Here is a 20,096-nt window from a genome sequence, read left to right as displayed (position 1 = left end):
TGATCATGCCATATATTTATTGACACAGTAGAAATACCGCAAGGTACGGTTAGGTAAGATACCCCCTTCCCGCCCCAACGAGCCTCCCCATGCGCGCATCGACCTTCCGCCGCCTGCTCAACCTGTGGCCGCCGTTCCTGGTCAACGCGATCCGCCTGCAGTCGCTCAGCGACGACTACACCGAGGCGAAAGTGGTACTGCGGCTGCGACCGTGGAACCGCAACTACGTGAAGAGCCAGTTCGGCGGCAACCTGTTCGCGATGGTCGACCCGTTCTGGATGCTGCTGGCGATGCACCAGCTCGGCCGCGACTACTACGTGTGGGACAAGGCCGGCGCGATCGACTTCGTCGCGCCGGGCTACGAGGACGTCTACGCGCACTTCAAACTCGAGGCCAGCGTGGTCGACGAGTTGCGCACCGCAGCCGCCGGCGGCGAGAAGGTGCTGCGCTGGTTCGAGACCGAGGTGACCACCGCTTCCGGCCAGCTCATCGCCCGCGTGCGCAAGCAGCTCTACGTGCGGCTGAAGCCGAAGGCGCGTTGAGCGCCAGGTTCGCACCCGCCGCGCACGGCACGGGGGCGCGAACCTGACGCGGATGGCCGCCGCCGCTCAGCCCACCACCCGCCCGTTGTGCTTCTTGCGGTAGATGCTGCGGCTGTCGCGCTGGTCGACGCGCTGGATGTGGCGCTGCTCGTGCGGCCCCAGGTGGCCGTCGCGGGCGGCGCGCTGCTCGACCTGCGCGGCATGCGCCTGGCGCCCTTCCAGCCGGGCGGTTTCGTGCGCGGTCAGCGCGCCGGACTGCACGCCGTGCTCGATGCGGCTCTGCTGGTGCACGTTGCGCGCCACGTCGCGCTGCATGCGCCGCGACGAGCGCGACTGCGGGTTGCCGTTGACGCCGTTGTGCCGCTCGGCGCGGATGGCGTGGCTCTGGCGGTTCTGCGCCGCCGTGAGGCGTGCCTGCTCGCCCGCACTCAGGCTGCCGTCGCCAAGCGCGTGCTGCTGCATGCGGTCCACGTGCGCCTGGCCCTGTTCCAGCCGCGCCGCCTCGGCCGTGCTCAGCTGGCCGGACTTCAGCCCCTGTTCGATGCGCTGCTGCTGGTTGACGTCACGCTGGGTGCTGCCGGCCGCGGTCTGCGCCGCGGCGGCCATGGCGCCACCCAGGCCGATGCCGACGACGATGCTGGCGGCCAGCCACCTGCTGTAGAACCTGTTCATGGTGTTCCCTCCCTCGCACCGCCACCGTGGCGGGTTGAAGGCAGCAAACGAGGCGACCCCGCGCGCGGATGACGCCCATGGCCGGCACGGATTCAGCCGGCGGTCATCCGCCGCATCCGTTCACTCCTGCTCGAAGCGGGCGATCTCGTCCAGCTGGCGCGAAGCGCGCGCCAGGCTGCAACCGCTCATGTCGTCGACCACGCGCTGCAGCCACGGCGAGCGGAGCGGGCGACCGGCCAGGCGACGCGCCAGCCACAGGCTGAAGCCGACGCCAACGGCGCCGACCGCCATGTTGGCCCCGATCCAGCCCGAGGCCCCGACGAACAGGTCCGTCCCGGACCACCAGGTCAGCACCACCAGCGGCAGCAGCAGCCACAGGAACCACCACGGCAGGCCCAGCGCCAGCGTGCTGACCATGCGGAAGCGGCGCAGCTGCGCCAGCCGCCGCTGCAGCACCAGCACCGGCGCATCGAACAGATAGATGCGGCTGAGCAGGAACAGCTGGGTGACGCTCGACCAGATGCCGGCGATGCCGTAGGCGTGCAGCAGCAGGCCGATCACCAGCAGGTGCGTGACCTGCCGGTGCGCCACCCAGAACGAGGCGACGAACACCACGAAGGCCAGCCAGCAGGCGATCTCGACCGCCTGCCCCAGCAGGCTCCAGCGCAGCGTCGAACGCGCCTTGTCCATCCGCCGGTCGCGGAAGTCCTGGCGCAACAGCGCCTCCATGCCGTCCTGGCGCAGGTCCATGCGTGCCCACGCCTGTTTCATCTCATCGAGTTCCATCGTCATGCTCCGGTGGCCTGCGCGGCGGTCATCTGGCCGCGCAGTTTCTGCTTGATGCGACCGAGCTTGGTCGCCACGTTGGTTTCGCTGAGGCCGAGCACGTCGGCGATCTCGGCGTAGCTGCGGTCTTCCAGGTACAGCAGGATCAGCGCGCGGTTCAGCGGATCGAGCTGGCCGATGAACGCGTGCAGCGCGGTCAGCCGCTCGTCCTGTTCGGCGATCGGTTCGCCACCGCCGACGGTTTCCAGGTGGTGCGTGTCCAGCGGCTCGAAGCGGTCGGCCTCGGGCCAGCGCCGCGCCTGCGAGATCGCCACGTTCAGCGCGATGCGGTACAGCCAGGTGGAAAACTTCGCCCGCGCCGGGTCGTAGCCGCCGAACGACCGCCACAGCTGCGCGCCGATCTCCTGCACCAGGTCGTCGCGGTCGGCGGTGCTGCGGCTGTACAGCCCGGCCACCTTGAACACGATCCTGCGATGCTCGTGCAGCAGCGACTCGAAACGTTGCTGGTGTTGTCTACCGGTCATGGACGCCTGCTTCCTCGCGGTTCATCCCATGATTCGCAGGGTACGGAAAAAAATCACAGGACACCGATGGGGAAACGGGTGCGGTTCCGAAGGTCGGCGAGGACATGGCGAACCCCGACCGGGAGGCTCCACAGGTCGGGCGGGAGGTACGGAACCCCGGCGAGGAGGTCGCGAAGCTCGACGGAGAGGTTCCGAACCTCGACGGGGACGTGCCCCAGGCCGGCGGGGAGGTTCGGAACCCCGGCGAGGAGGTCGCGAAGCTCGACGGAGAGGTTCCGAACCTCGACGGGGACGTGCCCCAGGCCGGCGGGGAGGTTCGGAAAGTCGACGGGGCGGTGGCGAAGCGCGGCGCCGGGGTGGCGAACCGCGAGACTGCGGTAGCGCAGGTCCGTGTCGACCGGCAAAGTCCCGGCGGCGCGGTCGGCGACCGCCCCGCCGGGGTTCACGACTCAGGCCGCCGCCGGTTCCGGCACGGCACGGTTGGCGCGCGGGCCGGGGAAGCGCTGGCGCAGGTCGTCGTACACGTCCTGCGCGCCGTCACGGCCGCGGTGGGCCGCCTCGCGCACGCTCTGGTAGTAGGCCAGGTCGGCCATCCACACCTCGCTGGCCACCAGCTGCAGCGTGTCATCCACGCTGGCGGCCAGCGTCTGCAGCTCCGCCGCGAAACGCAGCAGCTGGCTGCGCAGGGCGCGATCCTTCTGCACCTCGGCCAGGTCCACGAAGCCCGGCACGAACTGCGCCCGGTTCGTCATGTAGGTCACGCACTTCTCGTCGAACCCCACCGACTTCGGCCCCAGCCGCGGCAAGGCCTGCCGCTCCTGCGCCGACAGCGTCACCAGGAACGGCAGCACCGCGCGGGCCGCCGCCAGCGCACCCTGCACCGCCGTCACGTCCTCATCCGAAAGCACCGCCGAAATACGATTGTCGCTGGACATGGAAACACTCCTTGTCGTGATTCACGCCGCCCGATTGGCGGCGCGAAGGAGGTTAGCAACCGGCCGCTGCGGGCTTGGGGCGCGATGTGATGTAGGCGATGGCTGAGGCGGGGGATCGGTCTTGCCGCGATTCCGCACACACAAATCCACGGGCAACCGCGCGGAACCCGGATGGATACAATCGAATCGCGTTCACCCAGGCTAGGAGGGCTTCCATGATCGCGATCAACCCGCAGAAAATCACCGGCAAGTGGCTGGCCGGCATGGCTCTTGATTTCCATACGACCCGCAGCACACCGATTGGCCCCAACGCACAGGGCCACATGCAATTTGATACCAGCCGGCCGGAAATCGCCGAACTCCTGTACCGGCTCAAGTACCGGCAGGATCGCAGCGCTGCGCAAGCTATCATCACTACGGCTGCCAACTACCTGAAGCCATACCGGTCGAAATTCGACGTGATCATTCCTGTCCCGCCTTCCACGCCACGCGCCCTGCAGCCAGTCATCCTGCTGGCGCACGGCATCGGAGCCGCTGTCGGCCTGCCGGTGATCGACTGTGTTGGCACCACGCGGGCACCCGCCCAGCTCAAGGGCGTCGAAGATCCGACCCAGCGTGCGCAGTTGCTGAACGGGCTCTACACCGTGGATGCCCGACACACGGCGCGCAAGCGAGTGCTGCTGTTCGACGACCTGTTCCGCTCGGGTTCGACCTTGAACGCCATTACGGACGTGCTGTTGCAAGCTGGTCAGGCAATGAGCGTCAGCGTGCTCACCATCACCCGCACACGGAGTCACCATTGAGCACCATTTTCATCGGTGGCTCGCGCCACGTGTCGCACCTGTCCAGTCAGGTCAGGGAACGGCTGGACAACGTCATGAGCAAGGGCCATGACGTGGTCGTCGGTGACGCCAACGGTGCCGACCGGGCGGTGCAGAAGTTCCTGCATGAAGCGGATTACCGCAAGGTCACGGTGTACTGCTCAGGGCCTCGCCCGCGCAACAACCTCGGGCAGTGGAACCTGCAGGTCGTCACGCCGCCGAAGACCGCCAAGGGCTTCCAGTTCTATGCCGCCAAGGATCGCGAAATGGCCCAGGCTGCCGACTTCGGTCTGATGATCTGGGATGGCAAGAGCCCCGGCACCGTGCTGAACGTCCTGCGCCTTGTGCGCGCCGGCAAGGCCGCCGTGCTGATCCATGGCTCCGCCGCACCGACCACCCTGAAATCGGCACATGACTGGGAAACATTTCTGTCCGGCTGTAGCGACGGGTTGCGTGCCGACCTGCGCGACCGCGCCACTCCCGAGGAATGGCAGCCAGGTTCCAGTGACCCGCAGCATGGCCTGTTCACCTCGCGCGTGGCCGAGCAGGCCGCCGAACATCGCGTCGAGGCTCCAACACCGTCACCCGCGACGCCAGACAAAACGAAGGCATCGAACCAACCCGGCGCGATGCCGCAGCCATCCCGCTATGACCACCTGGGCAAGGACGCGCTGGTACGCCTGCTGACCCGTCGCGACACCGAGCGTCAACTCGGCCTGGTGTGGGAAAGGGATGACATCGACCCCGACACCGCGATCAACGATGACTACGTGGCGCTGGACCTCGACTCTGCGCTCAGCCACGGCGACGCGCCCTGGCGCAACCTGATCATCGAGGGCGACAACTACGACGCCCTGCGCGCCCTGCGCATGAGCCACGCCGGCAAGATCCGCTGCATCTACATCGACCCGCCGTACAACACCGGCAACCGCGACTTCGTCTACAACGACCGCTTCGTCGACAAGAGCCACCGCTTCCGCCACTCGCTGTGGCTGGAGTTCATGTACAAGCGCCTGCGCCTGGCCAAGGACCTGCTCGCCGACGACGGCGTGATCTTCGTCAGCATCGACGACAACGAGCTGTTCCGGCTGGGGATGCTGATGGATGAGGTGTTTGGCGAGGGGAACTTCATCGCCAATGTGATCTGGCAGAAGGTGTATTCGCCCAAGAACACTGCGCAGCATTTCTCCGACGATCACGAATACATCGTCGTGTACGCAAAGAGCCGCGCAAACTGGCATCCCAATCCCGTACCACGGAGCGAGGGACAGAACCGCGCATACAAGAACCCCGACAACGATCCGCGAGGGCCATGGAAACCTAGCGATCTATCAGCACGCAATTTTTATGGAGCCGGGACATACGGAATCACCTGCCCTTCCGGCCGTGTGATTGAAAGCCCACCGTCCGGAATGTATTGGCGTGCTTCAAAGGAGAAGTTTGCGGAATTGGATGCAGACGCTCGCATCTGGTGGGGCAAGGACGGCAACAACGTGCCAGCCATCAAACGCTTCCTCTCCGAAGTGAAACAAGGCGTCGTCCCGCAAACGCTTTGGACCTACGGTGAAGTGGGTCATACGCAGGATGCCAAGAAGCAGCTCCTCGACGTGCTGCGTTTCGAGTCGTCCGGCGAGGTGTTCTCCACCCCCAAGCCGGTGCAGTTGATGGAACGCATCCTGCGCATCGCCAGCAATCCGGGCGACACCACCCTCGACTTCTTCGCCGGCTCCGGCACGCTGGCGCAGGCGGTGGCCAAGCTCAACGCCGAAGACGGCGGCGAGCGACGCTTCATCCTGGTCTCCAGCACCGAGGCCACCGACGAGCAGCCAGACAAGAACCTGTGCCGCGACGTCTGCGCCGAGCGCGTGCGCCGGGTGATGGGCGGCTACACCAACAGCAAGGGCGAAGCAGTGGCGGGCCTGGGCGGCAGCTTCGCCTACCTGCGCGCGCGGCGCATCGCGCCGCACCGGCTGAGCGTGAAGCTGGAGCACGCCGAGGTATGGCACGCGCTGCAGTTGCTGCACGATCACGCGCTGTCGCCGTGGCCCAACGCCGGCTTTGCCGCCGACGGCGCGCTGGCCTATCTGGCCGACTTCCGCGAGGCGCACGTCGCGCACCTGCGCGACTGGCTGGCGGCATACCCGTGCGCGCATCCCCACGCGCAAACGTCAAAAGGCGGCGATCCGTCGCCGCACTCTTCAATAAAAGCCCGCCCCACCATCTACTGCTGGTCACCCGAGCGCGTGCGCGAACTGGCGCCGGACGCCGACTGGCAACCCATTCCGCAAGCCTTGCGCGCACGCTTTGGACGCTGACATGCCGTTGAATCTCAAACCCTTCCAGGAAGAAGTGTGCGCGGGCATCGTGGCCCGCTTCGACAACGTGCGCACGCTGTACGACGACCCGCGCCTGGGCGACAGCGCCGTGGTGGACGAAGTACGCCAGCGCGACGGCGCGGTGGTGCTGCAGGCACCGACCGGCGCCGGCAAGACGATCATCGCGATCGAGGCGCTGGCGCGTTTCAGCCGCGAGCGCCGCGTACTGTGGTTCTGGTTTGCGCCGTTCGCCGGGCTGGTGGAGCAGTCGCGCGCGGTGATCGCCGCACACGCGCCGTCGCTGCGCCTGCTCGATCTGGACAGCGACCGCCGGCTGGGCGCGGTGGACGGCGGCGGCGTGTTCGTCACCACCTGGGGCTCGGTGGCCGCGCGCAACGCGGACAGCCGGCGCGCGCGCAGCAAGGGCGACGACGGCCAATCGCTGGATGCGCTGATCGTGCAGGCACGCTTGGATGGCGTGCGCATCGGCTGCGTGGTGGACGAGGCGCACCACGGTTTCCACAAGGCCGCGCAGGCGCGCGCCTTCTTCAGCGAGGTGCTGAAGCCGGACTACACGCTGATGATGACCGCCACCCCGCGCGATGCGGACGCGCTGGCGTTCGAGCGCGACACCGGCTACCGCATCGGCGAGCCGGCCGACTGGGCCTCGGTGAGCCGTCACGCCGCCGTGGAAGCGGGCCTGCTCAAGCGCGGCGTGCGCATCGTGCGCTTCCTGGCGCGCGACGGCGACGCGGCGCAGCTGATCGACTTCGAGCACCTGGCGCTGCGCGAATGCGCGGCGATGCACCGGCACATCCACCACACGCTGCGCACGGCCGGCATCGCGCTGACGCCGCTGATGCTGGTGCAGGTGCCCGACGGCGCGCAGGCACAGAAGGACGCGCATCGCTACCTGGTCGACGTGCTCGGCTTTGCCGACAGCGCCGTGCGCGTGCACACTGCCGCGGAACCCGACCCGGACCTGATCGCGCTGGCCAGCGACCCGACCGTCGAGGTGCTGATCTTCAAGATGGCGGTGGCGCTGGGCTTCGATGCGCCGCGTGCGTTCACCCTCGCCGCGCTGCGCGGTGCGCGCGACAAGGCGTTCGGCGTGCAGGTGATCGGCCGCATCGTGCGCCGGCACGCGCTGCTGCAGGAACGCGACGACCTGCCGGAGATGCTGAGCCAGGGCTACGTGTTCCTCGCCAACGCCGAGTCGCAGGAAGGCCTGCTCGACGCTGGCGCGCAGATCAACGCGCTGACCACGCACGCACCTGAGACAGGCACGCAGACCGTCATCACGGTGATCGGCGACACGGCGCAGGTGCAGGTGGCGCGCAGCGGCGAGCCGCTGGCGCTGCTGGTGTCGCCGCAGGGCGTGCAGACGCAGGCCGCGCCGACGCCGGAAGGATCGGTACAAAACGCCGACGCCACCGGCGGCGACGTGGCCGGCGGCGAACGCGAACTGTGGGTGCCGGCAGCGCACGACCTGCTGCAACTGGCCGGCGTCGCCGGCACCGCCCCGGCGGCGACGCCGGATGCGCAGCGGCCGCTGCTGACCCTGGCCCGCGCCAGCGTGCACCGCTACCCGCGCCGGCCGGATGCCCCGAGCGTGCTGCGCAGCGAACGGCTGCCGCCGGCGCCGTCCGACTTCGAGGCGCGGCTGGTCGACTTCGTGGACTTCAGCGGCGAGGTGCTGAACAGCCGCACCCGCACGCGCGAGCGGGTCAGCCGCGACGAGCGCGATCTGTTCCAGGGCAACCACGTCGGCGACGACGGCAAGGATCTGTTTGCCGACCTCGCCCCCGAAGCCGTGGCCGAACGCGCCGAGCAGATCCGGCTGCGGCTGAAGGAGTCCAACGACCGCGAGTTGCATCTGCGCTTGCTGGAGCGCTTCCGCCGCGCGATCGAACTGGCCGGTGCCGAGGCACCGGCCGACGACGAGACCCTGATGCAGCAACTGGACTTCGTGCTGGTGCGCCACCCGACCTTGCTGGCCGCCGCCTACAAGCGCGCGCGACACGATCAGGTCGTCGACGTGGACGCGCCGCTGCGGGCCGAACTGCAAAGTGATTTGCGCCTGCCCAGCGCGCGACGCGCGCTGTACGGCGTGATGCCTGCGGGCCTGAACGACGACGAGCAGGCCGTGGCCCGGCTGCTGGACGACAGCCCGCTGGTGCGCTGGTGGCACCGCAACGCTTCGGACTACCGATACCCCGACGCGCTGGGCCTGTACCGCTGGGACGACGGCGACGGCTTCTATCCCGACTTCGTGGTGAGCCTGGCCGAGCGCGAAACGCCCGGCGGCATCGCCCTGCTGGAAGTCAAAGGCAACCAGTTCTGGGGCAAGACCGAAGAAGTGGAAAAAGCCACCGCCCGCCACACCGACTACGGCCCGGTCTTCATGGTCGGCCGCGAACGCGGGCAAGCCACCTTCAACCACCTGCGCAAGCTGGGCGAGAGGCTCGACACCGACGGCGCGTTTGCGGTGGAGCGGCTGCGGTATGTGTGAATAATCTGAGGCCCCGTGCGCACGCACGCGGCCACCCCAAGCCGCCAAGGAGGGTAAAACCCCATGTTGATCAAGAAAGCCGACGACCACAGCGAAGAACTGGCAGAACTTGAACGGTTGACCATGACGGGCCGCGGGGACGCGGCGATACATGCAAAGAAGGAGCTCGCGATCCGCCGCGCAGGCATGAAGGGCGAGACCGAGTCGGCTTACCTGATCGATTTCCATTTCGGGTCATCGACCAACTGGACGGTGATCCATGACCTTCGCATCGAGTACGACGGCCGCGTGGCGCAAATCGACCATCTGCTGATCAACCGCTGGATGGAGTGCTATGTGCTGGAGACAAAGCACTTTCGCGACGGCGTCAAGATCACCGAGGACGGCGAGTTCATGCGCTGGAACGGCTTCAAGCACACCTTCGAGGGGATGCCATCGCCGCTGGAGCAGAACGACCGGCATATCGCCGTACTGCGCGATGCGATGAAGGCGATAGATCTGCCTACCCGCTTGGGCATACGTATCCAACTCGCCTTTCAATCGCTGGTGCTGGTGTCGCCGACCGCACGTATTGACCGACCCAAAAAGTTTGACGCCAGCCGAGTGATCAAAGCCGATCAACTGCGCGAGCGAATCTCACGCGACATCGACAACGAGAATGGCTTCGTCGGCATAGCGAAGACCGTCGCGAAAATTGTGTCTGCGGATACGGTGCGCGATGTTGCGCGGCAATTGGCCAAGCTGCACCGACCTTCCCAGCCGATACGCCCCCCGTCGATGGCGGCAAATTCAGTCGGGACACCTTCGGCCAAACCCGCTCCTTTCGCAAAAGTTGCCGAACTTCCGGCAACGACGCACCACAACGTCGTCAGCGCGGCACCGGTGACGCTGTCCTCCAGCATTGGTCCACGCTGCAAGGACTGCCAAGGCATCAACGGCAGCATCCAATACGGCAAATACGGGTACTACTTCCAATGTGCGAAATGCAGCGTAAACACCGCGATCAAGTTCACCTGCCAGGCAGGGCATAAGCCACGTCTTCGAAAAGCAGGCAACCAGTTCTATCGCGAGTGCGCTGAATGCAACACCTCGGAGATCTATTTCATCAACCTCTGAAGTAGCGCCCCCGTAACAGGAGCTTGTCTGCAAGTCAGCCGCCAGATCTTGCTCTTCCGCTCTCGCCACCGCGCAGCGGTGGCGCACCGAGTGCGGGCCAGGATGGCCCGCTGCTCTACCCGGGGCCCCTGTGCGGCGGTGAGTTGGGGACGACAGGCCGCGCAGCGGGCGAGTCCATGGATGGACTCGCCTTTTCGCGCGGGCACGATGCCCGCTCGAAAAGCCCGGCCCCGGCTCACGGACTTGCCGGACAGGAGTCCGGCAAGCGCCAAGCGGGGTGCTCTTTCTCTTTGGTTACTTTCTCTTTGAGCACGCAAAGAGAAAGTAACTCGGGCGCCGCAGGCGCACGAAAGCTCTTGCTCTGCCTGCAGGCTCCGCCGCAGACATGATGGATGAAGTGCGATGCCTGCCTTCGCAGGCATGACGGGTGTGGAAGGGTGCTGCAGCGGGCGGGCCTTCGACCGGAATGACGACTGTGGGAAGGTGACGCTGCGCTGGAACCTCGTGCCCGGGCGCAGCACAACCGCCCTCGCCTACAATGCGGACGATCCCACCGCCACGGACCACTTCATGCCCCGCCTGCGCTTCAAACGCTACCTGCTGACCGGCCTGCTCACCTTCCTGCCGCTGTGGGTGACCTGGCTGGTGTTCAAGTTCGTGCTGGGGCTGCTGGCCGGCATCGGCGCACCGCTGGTGGCCGGGCTGCTGAACGGCCTGGCGCTGGTGGCGCCGCATACGGCCGAATCGCTCAAGGTGGAATGGCTGGTTTTCATCCTGGCGCTGCTGATCACCCTGGTCGCGCTGTACCTGCTTGGCTTCGTGGCGAACCGGGTGATCGGCCAGCGTTTCCTCAATGGCTTCGACGCCCTGCTGGCGCGCATTCCGTTGGTGCAGACGATTTACGGCGGTACCAAGAAGCTGATGGCGGTGCTGCAGAACAAGCCATCCGGCGTGCAGCGCGTGGTGCTGGTGGAGTTTCCGCGTCGCGGCATGAAGGTGGTCGGCTTCGTCACCCGGGTGATGATCGAGGAGGGCAGCGGCCGCGAGATGGCGGCGGTGTTCATCCCGACTACGCCGAACCCCACCGGCGGCTATCTGGAGGTGGTGCCGCTGGACGAGCTCACGCCAACCGACTGGACCATGGACCAGGCGATGGCGTTCATCATTTCCGGCGGCGCGGTGGCGCCGGACACGCTGCCTGCCTCGCCCCGCCTGCCTGCCGAAAACCCGTAGGGGCGCGCTCGCGCACGATGCTCTTCGTCGACCCCCGGAAAGCTTCGCGCGCAAGCGCGCTCCTGCAGCAAGCCGAGACTCGCCATGCACCGATTGCTGTTGTCTGCCCTGCTCGGGCTCGCCGCCTTTACGGCAAACGCCGCCGACTGGACCACCCCGGCCGAGGCCGCGCAGTTCCGCACCACGCCGAGCTATGCCGACACGCTCGCGTACCTGCAGCGGCTGCAGCGGGCGGCGCCGAGCGTGATCCGGCTGGAGACCTTCGGCAGCACGCCGCAAGGGCGACCGATGACGGTGGTGATCGCCAGCGCCGACGGCACCTTCGATCCGGCCGCCGCGCGCGCCGCGCACAAACCCGTCGTGCTGCTGCAGGCCGGCATCCACCCCGGCGAGATCGAGGGCAAGGACGCCGGGCTGATGCTGCTGCGCGATATCGCGGTCACCGGCAAGGTCCCGCACCTGCTCGACCAGGTGGTGCTGGTGTACATCCCGGTGTTCAGCGTGGACGGCCACGAGAATGCCTCGCCGTACCACCGCATCAACCAGAATGGCCCGGAGCGCATGGGCTTCCGCGGCCAGGCGCAGTACCTCAACCTCAACCGCGACTACGTGAAGGCCGACGCGCCGGAAATGCGCGCATGGCTGAAGCTGTGGCAGCGCTGGCTGCCGGACTTCCTGATCGACGTGCACACCACCGACGGCGCCGACTACCAGTACGACCTCACCTGGTACACCGAAGACCCGCACAAGCTCGACCCCGCGCTGAGCGCGTGGCAGCGCGACGCCATCGTCAAGCACGTGATGCCGGCGTACGAGAAGCGCGGCCACCTCGCCTCGATCTACCTGGAGTTCAAGGACGGCCGCGACCCACGCAAGGGCATCATCAATTTCGGTTCCGGCCCGCGCTTCTCCACCGGCTACGCCGCGCTGCAGAACCGCCCCGCGCTGCTGATCGAGACGCACATGCTGAAGCCCTACGCGAACCGCGTGCGCGCCGTGTACGACCTGGTCGAGCTGCTGCTGGAACAGGTCGGCGCGCACCCGGCCGCCCTGCTCGCCGCCACCGCGAAGGCGGATGCCGACACCATCGCCCGCGCCCATGACGCGAACGCGCGGGTGGCGCTGAGTTTCGAGCCCGATCCGCAACCGACGAGGTTCGAGCTGAAGGGTTACGCCTTCACGCTGAGCCACAGCGACATTTCCGGCAGCGAGTGGATCCGCTACGACCCGCGCACGCCGAAGCGCTACACCATCGACAACTGGAACGGCCTGCTGCCGGACGTCTCGATCGCGCCGCCGGCCGCCTATGCGGTGCCGGCGCCGTGGACGGCGGTGATCGAGCGGCTCGACGCGCACGGCATCGCCTACCGCCGTACCGACCGCCCGCTGACGATCCGCGCCGAGGGCTACCAGCTGGACGATCCGGTGTGGGCGAGCAAGCCGTTCGAGGGCCACCTGATGCTGCGCGACTTCCGCCTGCGCGCGGTGCCGCGCGAGGTGACCCTGCCGGCCGGCTCGGCGATCGTGCCGCTGGACCAGCGTGCGGCGAACGTGGCGATCGAGCTGCTGGAGCCGCAGGCGCCGGACTCGCTGCTGCGCTGGGGCTTTCTGGACGCGGTGTTCGAGGCCAAGGAATACGGCGAGCCGCGCGTGGTCGAACAGCTGGCGCGCGACATGCTGGCGCGGGACCCGGCGCTCAAGGCCGCGTTCGCGCAGAAGCTGCACGACGACCCCGCCTTCGCCGCCGACTCGCGCGCGCGGCTGGCGTTCTTCTTCGAACGTTCGCCGTGGTACGCCGCGCAAGCTGTGGGTGCCTACCCGGTGCTGCGCCTGGATGCCGCGCAACGGCGGCAACTGGCGCCGCTGGCCCCCACCCCGGCGCCGCGGCACCCCTGACCTTTGACACTGTGCCACCCATGACGTTTGACCTAGCGTGAACGGCCACGTCCGCGTTGCGAGGGGGGGACCCGACGACGCGGCCTGATGACACCACCCACCATTCACAGAGGGATATCCATGACCAAGCAGTTTCTGAAGCCGCTGGCGCTGGCGCTGGCCGTCAGCCTGGCGTTGACCGCCTGCGGCAAGCACGAGGCAGCCAGCAACGCGCCGGCTCCGGCCAGCACCGCGCCGGCCGCCGCCGGCACCACCGCCGCCGCCGACCTCGGCAAGAGCATCTTCGATGTCAGCGAGCTGGGCGACGGCGCGCAGGCGTGCCAGGACTTCAACGGCTTCGTCAACGCCAAGTGGGTCAAGGCCAACCCGATCCCGGCCGACCAGACCGTGTGGGGCGCCTTCAGCCTGCTGCACGAGAAGAGCCTGGCCGACCAGCACCAGCTGGTGGACGACGCGGTAAAGAACGCCGACAGCGCCAAGGCCGGTTCGATCGAGCAGAAGATCGGCTGGCTGTACCACGCCAGCATGGACATGGACGCGCGCAACAAGGCCGGCTTCGATCCGATCAAGGCCGACCTCGCCGGCATCGACGCGCTGAAGTCGAACAAGGACCTGCCGGCATGGCTGAGCCAGTCCTTCGCCAAGGGTGACGGCGCGGTGTTCGCCTTCGGCTCGGGCGCCGACTACAAGGACGCCAAGGTGCAGATCGCCTACACCGAGCAGAGCGGGCTGGGCCTGCCCACCACCGATTACTACACCGACGCGAAGTACAAGGACATCCGCGACAGCTACGTCAAGTACCTGGCCAAGCTGTTCGAGATGACCGGCAGCAGCGCCGCCGACGCAAGCAAGCAGGCCGCGCTGGCGATGAAGTTCGAGACCGACCTGGCGCAGCACTCCATCCCGCGGGTGGAAATGCGCAAGCCGGAGAACCAGTACCACTTCGCGACCGTCGCCGAGGCGAACAAGGTCACCCCGCACTTCGACTGGAATGCGTTCTTCACTGGGCAGGGCGTCACCGTCGAGAAGGGCTTCTCGCTGTCGCAGCCGAAGTTCTTCGCCGAATTCGACAAGCTGGTCGCCAGCGCGCCGATGGACGAATGGAAGGCCTACCTGAAGGCGCACACCATCTCCAACGCCGCCACCGCCCTGTCCGAGCCGTTCGTGGACGCGCAGTTCGATTTCTACGGCAAGACCCTGCGCGGCCAGCCGGAACAGCAGCCGCAGTGGAAGCGTTCGCTGAACGCGGTCAACGGCGCGATGGGCCAGGCGCTGGGCCAGCTTTACGTGGCCAAGTACTTCACCCCCGAGGCCAAGGCCCGCGCGGAAGAGCTGGTCACCAACGTGCGCGACGCGCTGAAGACGCGCATCCAGAACCTGGACTGGATGAGCGAGGAGACCAAGGCCAAGGCGCTGGACAAGTGGTCCAAGTTCCTGCCCAAGATCGGCTATCCGGAAACCTGGCGCAGCTGGGACGGCCTGAGCATCAGCAAGGACGGCTACTACGCCAACATGCAGGCGGCCAGCAAGTTCAACTACGAGTACGACATCGCCAAGATCGGCAAGCCGACCGACCGCAAGGAATGGGGCATGACCCCGCAGACGGTCAACGCCTACTACAACCCGACCGACAACACGATCAACTTCCCGGCCGCGATCCTGCAGCCGCCGTTCTTCGACGCCAAGGCCGACGACGCGATCAACTACGGCGGCATCGGCGCGGTGATCGGCCACGAAGCCAGCCACGGCTTCGACGACCAGGGCAGCCAGTTCGACGGCGACGGCAACAACGTCAACTGGTGGAGCGACGCCGACAAGAAGCAGTTCGAGGCGCGCACCGGCAAGCTGGTCGACCAGTTCAACGCCTACGCGCCGCTGACCGATCACCCCGAACTGCACGTCAACGGCACGCTGACCCTGGGCGAGAACATCGCCGACCTGGGCGGCCTGAACATCGCCTATGACGCGCTGCAGACCGCGCTGAAGAAGAACCCGGCCGAAGCCGGCAAGAAGATCGAGGGCTACAGCGAGGACCAGCGCTTCTTCCTCAACTGGGCCCGCGTGTGGCGCGGCGACATCCGCGAGAAGGCGCAGATGGTCTATCTGAACGCCGATCCGCACTCGCCGATGAAGTTCCGCGCGATGGGCGCGCCGTCGAACATGCCGACCTTCGCCAGTGCGTTCCAGTGCAAGCCGGGCGACGCCATGGTGCGTGCCGACGACAAGCAAGTGAAGATCTGGTGAGTCCGCGGCCGCCACGGCATCCGCCGTGGCGGCCAGCTCGCCAGCCCGGAAACGCCGCGCCACTGCGCGGCGTTTTTCTTTCCGTCGCCTGCGCATGCCGGGGCCAGGCGGCACCGATGCCGACGGCTGGCCGCCGCGCGGCACCCCGAAACCGCGCGCGGCCGCGCCGCGGCGGTTCCCAGCGCGGGCCGTGGAGCGGATAATCGGCGGCCCTTGATGCCGCACGGTCGCCCCATGTTCGTCCCTGGTCAACGCTGGATCTCCTCCGCCGAACCCGAGCTAGGCCTCGGCACCGTGCTGCGCGTCGAGGGACGCGGCGTACAGGTGCTGTTCGCCAAGGCCGGGGTGCTGCGCCCGTATGCGGTCGATTCGGCGCCGCTGCTGCGCGCCGAGTTCCGCGCCGGCCAGCGCGTCGCCGGCAAGGGCATTGCGTTCCTGGTCGAGCGCGTCGAGATCAAGGACGAGCTGCTGATCTACCGCGGCGAAGGCCGCGAACTGCACGAGGGCCAGCTCGACGACGAGCAGAGCGTGAGCCAGGCCGACGACCGCCTGATAGGCGGGCGCACCGACGCGGTGGCGCAGTTCGAGCTGCGTCTGGAAGGGCTGAAGCGACGTGCCGAGGCACGCCGTTCGCCGATGTGGGGGCTGGGCGCCGCGCGGATCGGACTGGTACCGCACCAGCTGCGCGTGGCCGGCATCGCCGCTGCCCGTCGCCCGCCGCGAGTGCTGCTGGCCGACGAGGTCGGACTGGGCAAGACCATCGAGGCGGGCATGATCATCGCGCGCCAGCTCGCCGCCGGTCGTGCTTCGCGCGTGCTGCTGCTGCTGCCCGACACGCTGGTGTATCAGTGGTTCGTGGAGATGCTGCGCCGCTTCAACCTCAGCTTCGCGATCTACGACGAGGAACGCTGCGAAGCACTGGAACAATCCGGCGACGCCGACAACCCGTTCGAGGACGAGCAACTGGTGATCGCCGACTTCGGCTTCCTGGAAGTTTCGCCGAAGTACGCGCGGCAGCTGCTGGACGCGCCGTGGGACCTGCTGGTGGTGGACGAGGCGCATCACCTGGCGTGGTCGCCGGAAGCGGCCAGCCCGCGCTACACGATGGTGGAGCAACTGGCCGCGGCGATTCCCGGCGTGGTCCTGCTCACCGCCACCCCGGAACAGCTCGGCCGCAGCGGCCACTTCGCCCGCCTGCGCCTGCTCGACCCCCAGCGCTACCACGACCTGGACGGCTATCTGGCCGAAGCGGACAGCTACCTGGCGCTGTCGAAGATCGCCGACCGCCTGCAGGACGGCCAGCCGCTGGACGACGCGCAGCGCGCCGCGCTGGCCGAGGCCTTCCATGGCGACCAGGCGCTCACCGCCCGGCTGGCCGACCCGACCAAAGCGGACAACGCGCGCGAACTGCTGGCCGCGCTGATCGACCGCCATGGCACCGGCCGCGCGATGTTCCGCAACAACCGCGCCGGCGTCGGCGGCTTCCCGCAGCGCCGGCCCGAATGGCACCTGCTGCCGATGACGACGCTCGACGACAGCGCACGCCAGGCGCTGCTGGCCGAATTCCACGCCGACATCCAGCAGCCGCCCGCGCTGATCGAGGTCGATTACGCCGCCGACCCGCGCCTGGATGCGCTGGTCACCCTGCTCGATGCCCACCCGCAGGACAAGTTCCTGCTGATCTGCCGCAGCCAGGCCAAGGTGCTGGCGCTGGAGGAAGCGCTGCGCACCAGGAGTGGCGTCGGCGTGGCGCGTTTCCACGAAGGCCTCGGCATCGTGCAGCGCGACCGCAACGCCGCGTATTTCGCCCAGCCCGACGGCGCACGCTTGCTGCTGTGCTCGGAGATCGGCTCGGAAGGGCGCAACTTCCAGTTCGCGCACCGGCTGGTGCTGTGGGATCTGCCGTTGGACCCGGACCTGCTCGAACAGCGCATCGGCCGGCTCGACCGCATCGGCCAGCAGCACGACATCGCGATCCACATCCTGGCCGTGGCCGACAGCGCCCAGCACGTGCTGGCGCGCTGGTACGACGAGGGCGTCGACGCGTTCCGCTCGAGCCCGGCCGACGGCCGCGAGCTGCTGCGCCGCTACGGCGAGCCGCTGACCCGGCTGGCCGACGAGCATGCGCGCGGCGACGACAACCGCGACCAGGAACTGGACGCGCTGCTGGCCGAGACCCGCGCCAGCCACGAGCAGATGGCCGCGCTGATCCGCGGTGGCCGCGACCGCCTGCTGGAGCTGGCCGCCAGCCGCGACCTGCACGCCGACGAGCTGCAGCAGGCGTTCGCCCGCGAAGACCGCGACCCCGGCCGCGACGCCTTCGTGCAGCGCCTGCTGGAGGCGTTCGGCATCCACGCCGAGGAACTCGGCGGCCAGGTGCTGCTGCTCGACCCGCAATACCTGTCCACCGACGCCCTGCCCGGCTTCGCCGAGGGTCCGCAGTCGGTGACCTTCGCGCGCGAGGTGGCGCTGGCGCGCGAGGAACTGCCGCTGCTGCGGCTGGACCACCCGCTGGTCGCCGGCGCGCTGGACCTGGCCCTGTCGGGCGAACAGGGCAACGCCGCCTTCATGGTCGACGACGTGCTGCCGCCGCGCACCGCGCTGCTGCAGGCGGTGTTCCTGCTCGAATGCGTGGCCGAGCGGAAACTCGACGCCGAACGTTTCCTGCCGGTGCTGCCGATCGCGGTCACCGTCGACACCCGGCTGGCCGAGCGCGCCGACTTCGCACCCAGCGAGGTCGCGCTGCGCAAGGCCGGCGACCGCAACATCGAGGTACCGCGCTACCGCAAGTTCCTGGCCAAGCTGGTGCCGCCGATGCTGGAGCGCGCCGAGGCGCTGGCCGGCACGCGCGGCCAGGCGCGCATCGACGAGGCGGTGGCGCTGGCCACCGCGGCGCTGGACGCCGAGCTCTCGCGCCTGCTGGCGCTGCGTGCGGTGAACCCGTCGGTCAGCGAAGCGGAGATCGCCGCCATCGCCGCCGAGCGCGCCGCCCTGCTGGCCGCGCTGCCGCAATCGCGGCTGCGGCTGGATGCGGTGCGTTTCGTGGTCAGCGCGGACTTCCTGGCGTTGCGCTGAGGCCCACCCCGCCCCGGTGTGCGGAGAAGGCCGCGGCACCCCTCAGCTCAAGCCGACGCCATGCGCATGCGCTGCTCGATGCCGCCCACGCGGTAGCCCACCGTCAGCAGCGCCAGCCAGATCACGCCCACGTACAGTGCCACGCGGGTGTCCGCGCTGTAGCCGAGCATCACCAGCACGAACGCCAGAAACGCCAGGCAGACCACGCTGCTCAGCGGAAACCAGCGCAACCGGAAGGCCAGCGGCACCGGCTGCTGGCGGCGGAAGCGCCAGTGCGCCACCAGCACCATGCCCCAGGTCCACACCGTGTTGAAGGCGAGGATCGACATCATCATGCCGAAGATGCGCCCCGGCACCAGGTAGTTCATCAGTACGCCGAACAGCAGGAACACCAGCGTCACCAGCACCCCGCGCACCGGCACGCCCTGCGCACTCAGCCGCCCCATCGCCATCGGCGCCTGCCCCTTCGTGGCCAGGCTGTGCAGCATGCGGCTGCCGCTGAACATCGTTGAGTTGAAGCTGGACAGCGCCGCGGTGATCACCACGAAGTTGATCAGCCCCGCCGCCTGCGGAATGCCCAGCCTGGCGAACGTGGTGACGAACGGACTGCCCTGCGTGCCCAGTGCGTTCCACGGGTAGATCGCCATGATCACGAACAGCGAGCCGATGTAGAAGATCAGGATGCGCCAGATCACCGAGTTCACCGCACGCGGAATGGTGCGCTCCGGCTGCGCCGCCTCGGCGGCAGCCATGCCGATGGTCTCGATGCCGCCGAAGGAGAACACCAGCACCGGCAACGCCAGCACCATGCCGGTGATGCCGTTCGGGAACCAGCCGCCGTGCGTCCACAGATTGCTGAGGCCGATCGGCTTGCCGCCGTTGCCCCAGCCCAGCCAGATCATCGCGCAGCCGCCGGCGATCATCGCCACCACCGTGAGCACCTTGATCAGCGCGAACCAGAACTCCAGCTCGCCGTAGACCTTCACCGCCATCAGGTTCAGGCCGCCGATCATCGCCACGCTGGCGAACGCCCAGATCCACTGCGGCGATGCCGGAAACCACGCCTTCATGTAGATGCCGACCGCCGTGCTCTCGGCGATGCCCACGCCCATCATCAGGATCCAGTAGTTCCAGCCGGTGAGGTAGCCGGCGAACGGGCCGAGGTACTTGTGCGCGTAGGCGCTGAACGAGCCGGCGATCGGCTCGTGCGCGGCCATCTCGCCCAGCGCGCGCATGATGATGAAGATCATCGTGCCGCCAAACAGGTAGGCGAACAACAGCGACGGCCCGGCCAGCTGGATGGTGCTGGCCGAGCCGAGGAACAGACCGGCGCCGATGCACATGCCCAGTGCCATGAAGGTGATGTGGCGCGGGGTAAGCTGGCGCTGCAGGGTCTGGGTCATGGGTGCATTCGTGGCGTGGAAG

Annotated in this window: 15 protein-coding genes; 9 read left to right on the top strand and 6 right to left on the bottom strand. The window is 67.9% G+C overall.

The annotated features are described in order from the left end of the window. Positions 1 to 89 precede the first annotated feature (89 nt). Positions 90 to 542, top strand: coding sequence for a DUF4442 domain-containing protein (locus R2APBS1_RS05515; RefSeq protein WP_007510381.1), 453 nt, complete (start codon positions 90 to 92; stop codon positions 540 to 542). A 66-nt stretch (positions 543 to 608) separates the two neighbouring features. On the opposite strand, the gene R2APBS1_RS05510 is transcribed toward R2APBS1_RS05515, so the two are convergent. The 5 genes from R2APBS1_RS05510 to R2APBS1_RS05490 all read right to left on the bottom strand — a co-directional run bounded on the left by R2APBS1_RS05510 (position 609) and on the right by R2APBS1_RS05490 (position 3,459). Continuing rightward, a complete protein-coding gene (locus tag R2APBS1_RS05510) occupies positions 609 to 1,214 on the bottom strand; it encodes a hypothetical protein (protein ID WP_015447161.1) in 606 nt (201 codons plus the stop codon). 120 nt (positions 1,215 to 1,334) lie between these two features. Beyond that, complete coding sequence (locus tag R2APBS1_RS05505) at positions 1,335 to 2,000, bottom strand: hypothetical protein (protein WP_007510379.1); 666 nt, start codon at positions 1,998 to 2,000, stop codon at positions 1,335 to 1,337. Between the two features lie 2 nt (positions 2,001 to 2,002). Next, positions 2,003 to 2,524: an RNA polymerase sigma factor gene (locus R2APBS1_RS05500; protein WP_015447160.1), complete on the bottom strand. Its 522-nt coding sequence runs from the start codon at positions 2,522 to 2,524 to the stop codon at positions 2,003 to 2,005. Between the two features lie 53 nt (positions 2,525 to 2,577). Then, entirely contained in the window at positions 2,578 to 2,970 is a 393-nt protein-coding gene (locus R2APBS1_RS05495) for a hypothetical protein (RefSeq protein ID WP_015447159.1), read from the bottom strand. 3 nt (positions 2,971 to 2,973) lie between these two features. Further along, complete coding sequence (locus tag R2APBS1_RS05490) at positions 2,974 to 3,459, bottom strand: hypothetical protein (RefSeq protein ID WP_015447158.1); 486 nt, start codon at positions 3,457 to 3,459, stop codon at positions 2,974 to 2,976. A 215-nt stretch (positions 3,460 to 3,674) separates the two neighbouring features. On the opposite strand from R2APBS1_RS05490, the gene R2APBS1_RS05485 reads away from it, so the two are divergent. The 8 genes from R2APBS1_RS05485 (at position 3,675) to rapA (ending at position 18,671) form a co-directional block, all read left to right on the top strand. Next, positions 3,675 to 4,262, top strand: coding sequence for a ComF family protein (locus R2APBS1_RS05485; protein ID WP_007510375.1), 588 nt, complete (start codon positions 3,675 to 3,677; stop codon positions 4,260 to 4,262). Positions 4,263 to 4,909: 647 nt separating this feature from the next. After that, positions 4,910 to 6,595: a site-specific DNA-methyltransferase gene (locus R2APBS1_RS05480; RefSeq protein ID WP_085999891.1), complete on the top strand. Its 1,686-nt coding sequence runs from the start codon at positions 4,910 to 4,912 to the stop codon at positions 6,593 to 6,595. Between the two features lies 1 nt (position 6,596). Continuing rightward, positions 6,597 to 9,107 carry a DEAD/DEAH box helicase gene (locus R2APBS1_RS05475; protein ID WP_015447156.1) on the top strand — a complete coding sequence of 837 codons (2,511 nt, stop codon included), beginning with the start codon at positions 6,597 to 6,599 and terminating at the stop codon, positions 9,105 to 9,107. Between the two features lie 63 nt (positions 9,108 to 9,170). Next, entirely contained in the window at positions 9,171 to 10,223 is a 1,053-nt protein-coding gene (locus R2APBS1_RS05470) for a nuclease-related domain-containing protein (protein WP_015447155.1), read from the top strand. Positions 10,224 to 10,793: 570 nt separating this feature from the next. Beyond that, entirely contained in the window at positions 10,794 to 11,456 is a 663-nt protein-coding gene (locus R2APBS1_RS05465) for a DUF502 domain-containing protein (RefSeq protein ID WP_041676863.1), read from the top strand. A gap of 84 nt (positions 11,457 to 11,540) precedes the next feature. Continuing rightward, a complete protein-coding gene (locus R2APBS1_RS05460; RefSeq protein WP_015447153.1) occupies positions 11,541 to 13,352 on the top strand; it encodes a M14 family metallopeptidase in 1,812 nt (603 codons plus the stop codon). Between the two features lie 120 nt (positions 13,353 to 13,472). Continuing rightward, entirely contained in the window at positions 13,473 to 15,596 is a 2,124-nt protein-coding gene (locus tag R2APBS1_RS05455; protein WP_015447152.1) for a M13 family metallopeptidase, read from the top strand. A gap of 234 nt (positions 15,597 to 15,830) precedes the next feature. Next, positions 15,831 to 18,671: an RNA polymerase-associated protein RapA gene (rapA, locus tag R2APBS1_RS05450; protein ID WP_015447151.1), complete on the top strand. Its 2,841-nt coding sequence runs from the start codon at positions 15,831 to 15,833 to the stop codon at positions 18,669 to 18,671. Positions 18,672 to 18,718: 47 nt separating this feature from the next. Here the strand turns inward: rapA and R2APBS1_RS05445 are convergent, their stop codons facing one another. Next, complete coding sequence (locus R2APBS1_RS05445) at positions 18,719 to 20,074, bottom strand: amino acid permease (protein WP_015447150.1); 1,356 nt, start codon at positions 20,072 to 20,074, stop codon at positions 18,719 to 18,721. Between the last annotated feature and the right edge of the window lie 22 nt (positions 20,075 to 20,096).

The organism is Rhodanobacter denitrificans (assembly GCF_000230695.2).
Lineage (GTDB): Bacteria > Pseudomonadota > Gammaproteobacteria > Xanthomonadales > Rhodanobacteraceae > Rhodanobacter > Rhodanobacter denitrificans.
The sequence above is the reverse complement of the archived record's forward strand: the minus strand, read 5'-3'. Positions and strand labels throughout refer to the sequence as shown.

Coding starts and splice junctions, on each gene's coding strand:
- R2APBS1_RS05515 (WP_007510381.1), top strand. CDS start 90: ATGCGCGCATCGACCTTCCGCCGCCTGCTCAACCTGTGGCCGCCGTTC.
- R2APBS1_RS05510 (WP_015447161.1), bottom strand. CDS start 1,214: ATGAACAGGTTCTACAGCAGGTGGCTGGCCGCCAGCATCGTCGTCGGC.
- R2APBS1_RS05505 (WP_007510379.1), bottom strand. CDS start 2,000: ATGGAACTCGATGAGATGAAACAGGCGTGGGCACGCATGGACCTGCGC.
- R2APBS1_RS05500 (WP_015447160.1), bottom strand. CDS start 2,524: ATGACCGGTAGACAACACCAGCAACGTTTCGAGTCGCTGCTGCACGAG.
- R2APBS1_RS05490 (WP_015447158.1), bottom strand. CDS start 3,459: ATGTCCAGCGACAATCGTATTTCGGCGGTGCTTTCGGATGAGGACGTG.
- R2APBS1_RS05485 (WP_007510375.1), top strand. CDS start 3,675: ATGATCGCGATCAACCCGCAGAAAATCACCGGCAAGTGGCTGGCCGGC.
- R2APBS1_RS05480 (WP_085999891.1), top strand. CDS start 4,910: ATGCCGCAGCCATCCCGCTATGACCACCTGGGCAAGGACGCGCTGGTA.
- R2APBS1_RS05475 (WP_015447156.1), top strand. CDS start 6,597: ATGCCGTTGAATCTCAAACCCTTCCAGGAAGAAGTGTGCGCGGGCATC.
- R2APBS1_RS05470 (WP_015447155.1), top strand. CDS start 9,171: ATGTTGATCAAGAAAGCCGACGACCACAGCGAAGAACTGGCAGAACTT.
- R2APBS1_RS05465 (WP_041676863.1), top strand. CDS start 10,794: ATGCCCCGCCTGCGCTTCAAACGCTACCTGCTGACCGGCCTGCTCACC.
- R2APBS1_RS05460 (WP_015447153.1), top strand. CDS start 11,541: ATGCACCGATTGCTGTTGTCTGCCCTGCTCGGGCTCGCCGCCTTTACG.
- R2APBS1_RS05455 (WP_015447152.1), top strand. CDS start 13,473: ATGACCAAGCAGTTTCTGAAGCCGCTGGCGCTGGCGCTGGCCGTCAGC.
- rapA (WP_015447151.1), top strand. CDS start 15,831: ATGTTCGTCCCTGGTCAACGCTGGATCTCCTCCGCCGAACCCGAGCTA.
- R2APBS1_RS05445 (WP_015447150.1), bottom strand. CDS start 20,074: ATGACCCAGACCCTGCAGCGCCAGCTTACCCCGCGCCACATCACCTTC.